This is a genomic window from Streptomyces sp. NPDC030995 (assembly GCF_055571215.1).
Genome location: NZ_JBVIFS010000015.1, coordinates 16,797 through 27,779 on the forward strand (window position 1 = coordinate 16,797; position 10,983 = coordinate 27,779).

At 73.5% G+C, this 10,983-nt stretch carries 9 protein-coding genes and 1 tRNA gene; 4 read left to right on the forward strand and 6 right to left on the reverse strand.

All coding sequences use genetic code 11. The features are described from left to right. Positions 1-18: 18 nt before the first annotated feature. Both ACZ45T_RS22220 and ACZ45T_RS22225 read right to left on the reverse strand, forming a co-directional pair. The gene (locus ACZ45T_RS22220) at positions 19-492 is read right to left on the reverse strand and encodes a GNAT family N-acetyltransferase (RefSeq protein ID WP_468443873.1); all 474 of its coding nucleotides are present in this window, start codon (positions 490-492) and stop codon (positions 19-21) included. A 104-nt stretch (positions 493-596) separates the two neighbouring features. Beyond that, positions 597-1,160 carry an FHA domain-containing protein gene (locus ACZ45T_RS22225; protein ID WP_468443875.1) on the reverse strand — a complete coding sequence of 188 codons (564 nt, stop codon included), beginning with the start codon at positions 1,158-1,160 and terminating at the stop codon, positions 597-599. Between the two features lie 110 nt (positions 1,161-1,270). Here ACZ45T_RS22225 and treZ point away from each other — a divergent pair, with 110 nt between their 5' ends. Next, positions 1,271-3,016, forward strand: coding sequence for a malto-oligosyltrehalose trehalohydrolase (gene treZ / locus ACZ45T_RS22230; RefSeq protein WP_468443877.1), 1,746 nt, complete (start codon positions 1,271-1,273; stop codon positions 3,014-3,016). 9 nt (positions 3,017-3,025) lie between these two features. Here treZ and ACZ45T_RS22235 read toward each other — a convergent pair whose 3' ends face one another. After that, positions 3,026-4,165 (reverse strand): M24 family metallopeptidase, encoded by a 1,140-nt coding sequence (locus ACZ45T_RS22235; RefSeq protein ID WP_468443879.1) that lies wholly within the window; start codon positions 4,163-4,165, stop codon positions 3,026-3,028. Further along, positions 4,162-5,007 (reverse strand): LysR family transcriptional regulator, encoded by an 846-nt coding sequence (locus tag ACZ45T_RS22240; protein ID WP_468444158.1) that lies wholly within the window; start codon positions 5,005-5,007, stop codon positions 4,162-4,164. Before ACZ45T_RS22240 ends, ACZ45T_RS22235 begins: the two co-directional genes overlap by 4 nt. Positions 5,008-5,084: 77 nt before the next feature. Between ACZ45T_RS22240 and ACZ45T_RS22245 the strand changes: the two genes are divergently transcribed. Together ACZ45T_RS22245 and ACZ45T_RS22250 are read left to right on the forward strand one after the other, a co-directional pair. Then, positions 5,085-5,912 (forward strand): CTP synthase C-terminal region-related (seleno)protein, encoded by an 828-nt coding sequence (locus ACZ45T_RS22245; RefSeq protein WP_468443881.1) that lies wholly within the window; start codon positions 5,085-5,087, stop codon positions 5,910-5,912. 74 nt (positions 5,913-5,986) lie between these two features. Then, a tRNA-His gene (locus ACZ45T_RS22250) sits at positions 5,987-6,059 on the forward strand. Between the two features lie 59 nt (positions 6,060-6,118). Here ACZ45T_RS22250 and ACZ45T_RS22255 read toward each other — a convergent pair. Together ACZ45T_RS22255 and ACZ45T_RS22260 are read right to left on the reverse strand one after the other, a co-directional pair. Continuing rightward, the gene (locus tag ACZ45T_RS22255; RefSeq protein WP_468443883.1) at positions 6,119-6,874 is read right to left on the reverse strand and encodes an alpha/beta fold hydrolase; all 756 of its coding nucleotides are present in this window, start codon (positions 6,872-6,874) and stop codon (positions 6,119-6,121) included. Positions 6,875-7,601: 727 nt separating this feature from the next. Beyond that, on the reverse strand, positions 7,602-9,662 hold the full coding sequence (locus tag ACZ45T_RS22260; protein ID WP_468443885.1) for a phosphocholine-specific phospholipase C: 2,061 nt from the start codon (positions 9,660-9,662) through the stop codon (positions 7,602-7,604). A 298-nt stretch (positions 9,663-9,960) separates the two neighbouring features. On the opposite strand from ACZ45T_RS22260, the gene ACZ45T_RS22265 reads away from it, so the two are divergent. Next, positions 9,961-10,983: a 3-oxoacyl-ACP synthase III family protein gene (locus ACZ45T_RS22265; RefSeq protein WP_468443887.1), complete on the forward strand. Its 1,023-nt coding sequence runs from the start codon at positions 9,961-9,963 to the stop codon at positions 10,981-10,983.

Genomic DNA, 10,983 nt, shown 5'->3' on the forward strand with positions numbered 1-10,983 from the left:
GGCTCGGCCGGCCCCCGCTCAGGACCCGGCGGGGGCCACGGGCAGGCCGTACCGGCGCTTGGGGTGGCCGGTGGCGCCGAGCCGGTCGTAGAAGCGGATCGCGCCCTCGTTCCAGTCGGGGGTCTGCCACTGGACCTGGTCCATGCCGAGCTCGCGGGCCAGGCCCGTCACGCCGTCCATCAGGGCGGCGCCGAGGCCGTGGCCGCGGGCGCCCTCCGCCAGGTAGAGGCAGTCCATGTGGAGGTAGTGCCGGGCGTCCCAGAAGGAGAACTCGGCCGAGCAGGAGGCGTATCCGGCGACCACGCCGTCCGGGGTCTCGGCGAGCAGCACCCACAGCCGCGCCTCCTCGGCGAAGAGCTGGGGGCCGAGCCGGCCGGCGAGGTCCGGCGGACGCGGCGCCGACTTCTCGTACGCGATGTGCTCGTGCATGAGCTCGACCAGGCGGGGCAGGTCCCCGACGCGTGCGCGGCGGATGACGGAGGTGTGTTCCATGTCCGCCATCCTGCGCGGTGCCCCCCGACGCCGAACCGGCGGGTCCGGCGGAGCGGCCGGCTCCTGTCCCGCGGACCTGTTTCCCGCGGTCCTGTCCCGCGGTCCTATCCCGCGGAAAGCCGGAAGGTCATCTTCCCGAAGCTGACCTGGTCCCCGTCCCGGACGACCGCGGAGCCCGTCACCCGGCGCCCGTTGACCGCGGTCCCGTTGGTCGAGCCGAGGTCCTTGAGCACCCACACCCCGTCGCGCAGGCTGAGCTCCGCGTGCGCCCGGGAGACGGTCTCGTGGCTGAGCCGCAGCCCGTTGCCGGGGTCGCGGCCGATCCGCAGGGCTCCCGCGCTCGGGTGCGGGAGCAGCAGCTTGGGCAGTCTCTCGGCGGCCCAGGCCTGCCGGATGCCGACGGACACCGCCGAGGCCCGGCCGACCCAGCCGAACAGCCGACGGGTCCACGGGCTTTCGGCTCCCTGCCGGGCCTGGAGATCGGCCGTGAGGACGGCGAGGTCCTCGGAGCGGCGGGCGACCAGGGCGAGTTCCATCCGGCGCAGGAAGGTGTCGTGGGACAGCTTGCCGAGGGCAGCCCCTTCCCGGAGCTGGCCCAGCGCCCGGTCGCGCTCGGCGTCGGACAGCCGCGGCGCGGGGAAGGCGGGGATTTCGAAACTCGACGTCACAGGGTGATTGTCGGCCCGTCGGGGCCGGAGTGTCCAGAACTCCCCCGCCACGCCCGGAATGATGGGCACGATACGCATGCTGGACACCGCCGGAGACGAGGGGACCGTCCGTGCAGTTCGAGGTGTGGGCACCGCTGACAGGTCATGTCGCCATGCGACTCGACGACGCCACGTACGAGATGGCGCGCGATCCGGACCGGGACGGCTGGTGGACCGTGCAGGCCCCGGCCGCCGACGGAAGCCGCTACGGGTTCGTGCTGGACGGCGACCCCGGCCCACGGCCCGACCCCCGCGGGCGGCGGCTCCCGGACGGCCCCGACGGACTGTCGGCGGTGGTCGACTTCGAGGCCCTCGCCCCGCAGCACGCGCCGCCGCACACCCCGCTCCAGGACGCCGTCCTGTACGAGCTCCACATCGGCACCTTCACCCCCGAGGGCACCTTCGACTCCGCCGCCGCCCGCCTCGGCCACCTCACCGCCCTCGGCGTCACGCACGTGGAGCTGATGCCGGTCTGCTCCTTCTCCGGCCGGCACGGCTGGGGCTACGACGGGGTCGCGCCCTGGGCGGTGCACGAGCCGTACGGCGGCCCGGCCGGCCTGGCCCGCTTCGTGGACGCCGCGCACGCCGCCGGGCTGGGCGTGGTGCTCGACGTGGTCCACAACCACCTCGGTCCCTCCGGGAACCACCTGCCCGCCTTCGGGCCGTACTTCACCGACACCCACCACACCCCCTGGGGGGCGGCGGTGAACCTGGACGCGCCCGGCTCCGACGAGGTGCGCGCGTACCTCCTGGGCAGCGCGCTGGCCTGGCTGCGCGACTACGGCATCGACGGGCTGCGGCTGGACGCCGTGCACGCGCTGGCCGACGGGCGGGCGCTGACCTTCCTGGAGGAACTGACCGCGGCCGTCGACGAGCTGGCGGCGGACTCCGGCCGGCCCCTGTTCCTGATCGCCGAGTCCGACCGGTGCGACCCGCGCACCACCACCCCGCGCGCCGCCGGCGGCCTGGGCCTGCACGCCCAGTGGAACGACGACTTCCACCACGCCCTGCACTGCGCGCTGACCGGCGAATCCCAGGCCTACTACGCCGACTTCGCCGCCGCCCCGCTCGCCGCCCTCGCCAAGACCATGACGCGGGCGTTCTTCCACGACGGGACCTGGTCCTCCTTCCGCGGCCGCGCCCACGGCCGCCCGGTGGACCGCCGCCGGACCCCGGCCCACCGCTTCCTCGGCTACACCCAGACCCACGACCAGATCGGCAACCGGGCCCTCGGCGACCGGCTCTCCGCCTCGCTCTCCCCCGGCCTGCTGGCCTGCGCCGCGACCGTGGCGCTGACCGGGCCGTTCGTGCCGATGCTGTTCATGGGCGAGGAGTGGGGCGCCGGGACCCCCTGGCAGTTCTTCACCGACCACCCCGACCCGGAGCTCGCCGAGGCGGTACGGACCGGCCGGCGCCGGGAGTTCGCGGCGCACGGCTGGAAGGCCGAAGAGATCCCGGACCCGCAGGACCCGGCCACCCGGGACCGATCCTGCCTGGACTGGTCGGAGCCCGAACAGGGCGCGCACGCACGCCTGTTGGACTGGTACCGCACCCTGATCGCGCTCCGCCGCACCCACCCGGACCTGCGCGACCCGGACCTGGCGGCGGTCCGGGTCGCCCACGACGAGGAACGGCGCTGGCTCACCTTCCGGCGGGGCGACGTACGGGTGTCCGTGAACCTCTCCCCGGAGCCGGTGACGATCGCGCTGGGCCGCAACGGGGTACGGGTGCTGGCCGCGTGGGAGCCGCTCGCACACCCGGGACCGGACGGACGGATCCACGTACCGGGCGAATCGGCGGTGGTCCTGGGCCCGTAAGCGGTCTTCCTACTCGACGATCGCGAGCTCGCGCGGGGCGTTGTTGAGGCGGCGGCCGCCGTCCTCGGTGACCGTCACGATGTCCTCGATGCGGACGCCGAACCGGCCGGGCAGGTAGATGCCCGGCTCCACGGAGAAGCACATGCCGGGGACGAGGGGCTGCTCCTCGCCCTCGATCATGTACGGCGGCTCGTGCGTGGTGACCCCGATGCCGTGGCCGGTGCGGTGGATGAAGCGGTCGCCGTAGCCGAACTCGGTGATCACCGCACGGGCAGCGCGGTCCACCTCCTGGCAGGAGACGCCCGGCCGGACCGCCGCCACACCGGCCTGCTGGGCCTCGCGGACGATGTCGTGGACGCGCTGCTCCTCGGCGCTCGGCTCGCCCACGTGCACGGTGCGGGAGATGTCGGAGCCGTAGCCGAACCTCAGGCCGCCGAAGTCGAGGACGATCATGTCGCCGTGCCGGATGACCCGCTCGCCGGCCTCGTGGTGCGGGTTGGCGCCGTTGGGGCCGGAGCCGACGACGGTGAAGTCGACCTGGGAATGGCCGTGTACCCGCAGCAGCGCGGCCAGGTCCTCGGCGACGTCGGTCTCCCGGCGGCCGGCGAAGGGGACGTGGAGGATCTGCGCGTAGGCGGCGTCGGCGGCCTCTCCCGCCGCGGCGAGGCGCTCCAGCTCGCGCTCGTCCTTGACCGCGCGGAGCATGGGCAGGCAGTCGGTGAGCGGCGCGTAGGAGGTGGCGGGCAACTCCCGCTGGAGTCCGAGGAGATGCAGCGCCCAGGTGTTGTCGCTCACCCCGAAGCGCCCGGCGGCGTCCAGCAGGGGCGCGGTCACGGTGTACGGGTTCTTCCCGTCGACCCAGTCCCGCAGGGTCAGCGCGCCGGCACCGGCGGCCTTGGCCGCGTCCGCGGCCTCCAGCGCGGGTACGACGAGCACCGGCTCCTGCCCGGCCGCCAGTACGAGCAGGGTCAGCCGCTCGGTCTCGGCGGTGGGCCGGTATCCGGTGAGGTGCGTGAGGTCCGGTCCGGGGGCGATCAGCAGCCCGGCCAGGCCCGCGTCGGCGGCGCTCCGCGCGGCGGCGGTCATCCGGGCGGCGTAGTCATCGGCGGTGAAGGGTGCGGGGGCTTCAGATGAGGCGTCACGTGTCATACGGGTGATCCTGCCGTGAGTCGCGCGGCGAGCGCAGCGGCCGCGCCGGTCGGGCTGCCCGGCGACAGGAGCTCCGTACGGTGCACCAGGCGCGGCGCGGACACCGGTACGGCGACCCCCGCGCCGGCGGCCTCGGCGACCCGGCGCGGCAGCATGACGAGGCCGTGCCCGGCAGTGGCGAGGGCGCACAGCGCCAGCAGGTCGGTGCCGTCGTAGCGCACGGAGGCACGGGCGGCGGTGAGCGGCAGCCCGACGCCGGGGGCGTCGAGCCAGCGCGCGTCGGCGAGGTCGTCCAGCCGGACGGCGGTCCTCCCGGCGAAGGGGTGCCCGGCGGGCAGCAGCACGGCCAGCTCCTCCTCCGCCACGCCCGTCACGGTGAGCGGGGCCACGTCGGGCAGCCGCAGCGGATCGCTGGGCGCGGCCGGACCGTCGACGAGGCCGAGGTCGCAGCCGCCGGTGGCGACGGCGGCGGGCACCTCGGCCGGGGGCAGCACCCGCAGGGTGACCCCGGTGGCGGGCAGTGCCGCGAGCAGCGCGGGGCCGACGGCCAGCGGGGAGGCGGCGAGCGTGACCCGGCCGGGCGGCGCGGCGGCCAGCCGCAGCACGTCGGCCCGCGCGGCGTCGAGCCGCAGCAGCAGCGGCCCGGCGTGTTCGAGCAGCCGCGTGCCGGCCGGGGTCGGTGCGACGGGCCGGCGGGTGAGGAGCTCCGTGCGCAGGTCTCCTTCGAGGGCGGCGATGTGCTGGGAGACGGCGGACTGGGTGTAGCCGAGCTCGCGTGCGGCCGCGGAGAAGGAGGAGAGCCGGGCCACGGTGACGAAGGTGCGGAGCAGGTGCGGATCCATGGTCATCAGGATCACTTATCGAAGGTGCAGGAACAATCGTTGGCGCTGAAGCCGGGCCCGCCCACAGGATGATCCCCATGACCACCGCACCGACCGCCCCGACGCCGACGCCGCCGACCACGAGGATCGCGAGGATCGCCCTCGTCGGCGACCGCTCCCCGCACGTGAAGTCCCACATCCGCGTCCCGCTCCTCCTCGACGCCCTGGCCTCCCGCGACGGGCTGGTCCTCGACGCCTACTGGATCCCCACCGGCGACGCCGAGGCCGAGGCCGCCGCCGGGACCCTGGCCCGCTTCGACGCGGTGTGGGTGCTGCCCGGTAGCCCGTACGTGAGCGAGGCCGGGGCGCTGGCCGCGATCCGGGTGGCCCGCGAGGAGGGCATCCCCTTCCTCGGCACCTGCGGCGGCTTCCAGCACGCCCTGCTGGAGTACGCCCGGACGGTCTGCGGGCTGACCGGGGCCGCGCACGCCGAGAACGACCCCGGGGCTCAGGACCTGCTGATCGCGCCGCTCGCCTGCTCGCTCGTCGGGCACGAGGGCCTCGTACGGGCCGAGCCCGGCTCGCTCGCCGAGTCCGCACTCGGTGCGGAGCGGTCGATGGAGCGCTACCACTGCAACTACGGGCCCGCGCCCCGCCACCTGCCGGCCCTCACCGCGCACGGGCTGCGCCTGTCGGGGCACGACGAGGACGGGCAGGTGCGCATCGCGGAGCTGCCCGGGCACCCCTTCTTCCTGGCCACGCTGTTCCAGCCCGAGCTGCACGGGGACGGGACGCGGCCGCACCCGATCGTCCGGGCCCTCGCCGTGGCGGCCGTCGCCCACGCCACCCGCCGCACGGACGGTGTCGGCGACCGGTTCGCCGCCGCACTCGCCGCCACCCTCGTCGGCAGCCGGTCCGCCGGATAACGCGTCGCGGGACCACCCTTCTGATCGGCTATGCTGTGCTTGCACATCGAACGGGCGGTCCGCCGCCCTTCGTGGTGGGTGTAGCTCAGTTGGTAGAGCACCTGGTTGTGGTCCAGGTGGCCGCGGGTTCAAGTCCCGTCACTCACCCTGTTGGTCCCGTGAGGGGTACGAGGTTTCCTCGTACCCCTCACGGGCTTTTTGGGGTTCTAGGCGCGCAGGAAGGCCTCGACCTCGGTGGCGAGGGCCACGGGGGTCTCGTGCGGCGGGTAGTGGCCCGCGCCGGGGAGGGGGTGGATCCGGCAGTTCGGATACCAGACCTGCCAGGTGGCGCGCATCACGTCGGCGGTGAGCGCGAGGTCCTGCTCGCCGACCAGGACCAGCACCGGGACGGTGTTGCCCTTCACGGCGGAGGACAGGTCGAGCGGCTGCCAGCTCGCGAGGTAGGCGGCGAAGGCCTCGGGCCGGGAGACCTCCAGGGAGTGGGCGACCATGCGCTCCAGCCAGTGGCGGCTCGTCCGGTGGCCGGTGACCAGGTCGAGGATGGCCCGGCGCTTGGCCGGGTCCTCGGCGGCGCCGTGGAAGAGGGCGTGGGTCGCGTCGTCCATCTCGTAGGGCCCGGCCGGGACCGGGTTGATCCCGGCGAGTTTCTCGATCCGCTCGGGGGCCCGGACGAGGACCTGCTGGGCGGCCTTGCCTCCCATGGAGTGGCCGAGCAGGGAGAAGGTGTCCCAGCCGAGCTGGTCGGCGAGTTCGAGGACGTCGTCGGCGATCTCGGGGAGGCTGTGGCGGCCGGGGACGTCGCGGCGTTCACCGTAGCCGCGGTAGTCGAGGAAGGCGTACGAGAACCCTTCGGGGTCCAAGTAGTCCAGCACGGAGCCCCAGTTGGCGGAGGTGCCGAACCAGTCGTGCAGCACGATGACGCGGAGGGGTCCGGTGCCGATCCTGCGGTGGGCGATGGCCATGCGTTCTCCCTCGGTGACGGGGGGCGGTGCAACCGACGCCGTACGTTCTGCCCGCCCGGCCTACGATCACACCGTGAAGCCGACATCAGGGTCAGAGCCGCCTGCCGAGGGGGACTTCTCGCGCCCCGACGGGGACGGGCACCCGTACCACCCCCGGGGGTTCGAGGTCACCGACCCGGACGAGCTCCGCGAGGTCGCCGCCACCGACACGTCCCACGAGGCCGCGGGCGGCCGGCTCTGCACGGTCGGCGAATACTGCGGAAGGCGCCATCCCGACCGCGGGCGCGGACGGCTGCTCGGCCCGGGGTCCCCCGACGGGATCCCGGCCCGCCACCGGGCCCGGTGGGCCGCGTCGGCGCCCGAGGAGCTGCGGGCGTACGCCTGGGCGCTGGCCCGGGGCGAAGAGGCGCCGGACCTGCCCCGGGAGGTGCCGCTGAGCCTGGTGTTCAGCTGGCTGGGCGCCCCGCGCGAGGAGCCCGGCGACGCGGCGTCGCTGCTCGCGGAGCTGGGCCCGTGGCGGCTGCTCGCCGGGGCGCCCACGCGGGAACTGGCCTGGGCGGTGCGGGAGACGGACCGGGCGGGCCTGGAGGGGGCCGTGCGCTTCTTCCCAAGCACCGCCGGGTCCCCGACACCGCCCGCGACCTGCTGCTCCGGCACGCCCGCAGCCACCGCCCCGCGGACCTCCCGGTCCTGGAACGGCGGCTGCTGCGCGGGGCGGAGGACCGGGTCAGACGGTCTTGATCGCCGGGTCGGAGATGCCCGGTGCGCCCGTCTCCACGTGGCCGGCGAAGCGGCGCAGGAAGGTGGTGTCCGCGTCGGAGACGACCTTGACGTCGTACCAGCGGCCCGTGGCGCCCAGGTCCGCCGTGTACGTGGCCGTACCGCCCGCCGCGACCCGCAGGGTCTGGGTCGCGCCGCCGTAGGAGTTGGTCACCGTGAGGTTGACCGCGGCCGAGCCGGAGTTGGTCAGCGTCAGCTTGAGGTTTCCGGTGGCCGCGTCGTGGCGGGCCGTGACCTCGGGGCCGGCCTTCTTCGCCGGGCCCTTCCAGGTGCGCAGGAAGCCGTTGGGACCCCACACCGTCAGGTTGATCTGGTTGCCGGTGGAGCTGCTCGTGGACCAGGTGTCCGAGAGGGTCTTGCCCGCCTCGACCGTGTAGGGCCAGGGGCCGTCGGTGCGGTTGCCCGAGGTGCTGTGGAAGTGGGCGCCGAGGGTGGGGCCGGAGGCGAAGGTCAGGGTGAACTTGCCGGTGGAGGTGGTGGCCCTGCCGTCCACGTACGGGCTGTAGCCCAGGGCGCGGGTCGGCTTGGAGCCGGCCTCCTGCTTCGGCAGCGTGCCGGTCGCCGGCGGGGTCGGGTGGTAGGACGGGTGGCGGTCCTTGTCCGGCGGGACGTACCCGGCCGTGGACGGCAGCGCGGCGGGCGCGGTGTCCGCCTGCGTGAAGTCGAAGGCGGAGGTCAGGTCACCGCAGACGGCGCGGCGCCACGGCGAGATGTTGGGCTCCTGCACCCCGAAGCGCTTCTCCATGAAGCGGATGACCGAGGTGTGGTCGAAGGTCTCGGAGCAGACGTAGCCGCCCTTGCTCCACGGGGAGACCACGATCATCGGGACGCGCGGTCCGAGCCCGTACGGTCCGGCCGCGTAGCCGCCGCCCCCGTTGTAGAGGTCGCCGGTCACGCTGGCCGTGGACAGGCCCCAGGCCGAGGACGTGGGCGGGTACGGCGGCACCACGTGGTCGAAGAAGCCGTCGTTCTCGTCGTAGGTGATGAACAGGGCGGTCTTCGCCCACACCGCCGGGTTCGCGGTCAGCGCGTCCAGGACCTGCGAGATGTACCAGGCGCCGAAGTTCGTCGGCCAGTTGGAGTGCTCGCTGAACGCCTCGGGGGCGGCGATGTAGGAGACCTGCGGCAGGGTGCCGTTCACCACGTCCGCGCGCAGCCGGTCGAAGTAGCCGTCGCCCGCCTTGACGTTGGTGCCCGTGCGCGCCTTCTCGTACAGGGCGCTGCCGGGCTGGGCGTTGCGGTAGTTGTTGAAGTACAGCAGCGAGTTGTCGCCGTAGTTGCCGCGGAAGGCGTCGTTGATCCAGCCCCAGGAACCCGCGGCGTTCAGGCCGTCGCCGATGTCCTGGTAGACCTTCCAGGAGACTCCGGCGGTCTCCAGGCGCTCGGGGTAGGTCTTCCAGCCGTAGCCGGCCTCCTGGTTGCCGAGGACCGGGCCGCCGCCCACCCCGTCGTTGCCCGTGTAACCCGTCCACATGTAGTAGCGGTTGGGGTCCGTGGCTCCGATGAAGGAGCAGTGGTAGGCGTCGCACACGGTGAAGGCGTCGGCGAGGGCGTAGTGGAACGGGATGTCGTTCCGGGTCATGTAGGACATGGTCGTGGCCGTCTTGGCCGGGACCCATTTGTCGTACTTGCCGTTGTTGTACGCCTGATGGCCGCCGGCCCAGTCGTGGTCCAGGCCCTCCAGGAACTGCATCCCGAGGTCCTCGATCTGCGGGTTGAAGGGGAGGATGTCCTTCGTCCCGTTGGACTGGTGGAAGACCGACTTGCCGTTGTCCTGGGTGACCGGCCGCGGGTCGCCGAAGCCCCGGACACCCTTCATCGCGCCGAAGTAGTGGTCGAAGGACCGGTTCTCCTGCATGAGGACGACGATGTGCTCGATGTCCTTGATCGTTCCGGTGGTGCCCTGCGCCGGGATGGCGGCAGCCCGCGCGATGCTGTCGTTCAGCATCGTGAGGGCGGCCGTGCCGCCGGCTATCTGCAGGAACCTGCGACGGTTGAGTTCTGCCATGGCGTGACGACCTCTGGGGGTGAGGGGGGAGTCGAGGGGCGCCCCAAGGACAGCGGTCCAGGGGGACCGGACGGAGATCCTTGTCTGACACTTGGCCGTACAGCCGGAGAACGAAAGGTCGCTCCCCCACGGCCCGCGCGTCTGGCGAAGACGGTAGGCGAACCGCCTTTCGCGCAACAGCCCCTGGAATCACTCCACTTCGAGGTCAGGGCACCGACCGGGGTACTCATCCGGCCCGGGCGGCCATCTGAGCATCCGTACTCATGCCCGGGAGATGGCGGCTTGTCATCGTGTGGGCATGTCCTTTCAGCCATGTGACCCACGGCCGCGCGCCGGGATAACCGCCGTCGGCAGCCTGCTGCCCGACGACGCGCTGTCCTCGGACGCCCTTCAGCGGGAGGTGGCGCGCGGCAGTGGCCTGACGCTGCCGCCGAGGCTGCTGACGCAGGCGACCGGGATCGTCTCCCGCCGCGTCGCCGCCGAGGGGGTGTACGCCTCCACGCTCGCCGTGGGCGCCGCCCGCCGGGCCCTGGCCGCCGCCGGGCTCGGCCCGCTCGACGTCGACCTGCTGATCTTCGCCTCCGCCTCCCGCGACATGGTCGAGCCCGCCACCGCGCACATCGTGCAGGCGGAGCTGGGCTCGCGAGCCCACGCCCTGGACGTCACCAACGCCTGCAACAGCTTCGTCAACGGGATCGACCTGGCCCGCTCCATGATCCTCGCCGGGCGGGCGCGGCGGGCCCTGGTGGTCACCGGTGAGACCCCGAGCCGGGCGGTGCGGCGCGCGCCCGCCGGCCCGGCGGAGTTCCGCAGCGGCTTCGCCGGCTACACCTTCGGCGACGCGGGGGCGGCCGTCGTCGTGGAGGCCGTGGAGCGCGGCGGGATCCTCGACGTGGACGCCGAGACCCACTCGGAGCACTGGGAGGTCGGGGGCATCCCGGGCGGCGGGTCCCGGCACCCGCGCGGGGACGCGTACACCTACTTCCGCGGCGACGGTCACGAGCTGCGGGGCGTCTTCGAGAAGGTGGGCACCGCCGTCATCGACCGGACGCTGCACCGCACGGGAATGGACTGGGACGGCTTCGCCAAGGTGCTGGTGCACCAGGTGACGGTGCCGTACCTGGAGCGGTTCGCGGAGCTGACCGGGGTGCCGGCCGGGAAGCTGGTGGTGACCGTGCCCGAGCTCGGCAATGTCGCGAGCGCGAGCATCGGGGTCCAGCTGGACCGGGTGTTCGGGGAACTGGCGCCGGGGGAAAGGGTGTTGTTCGTCGGCCTGGGCGGCGGCATCAGCATCATGACGATGGTCTGGGAGAAGTCGTGA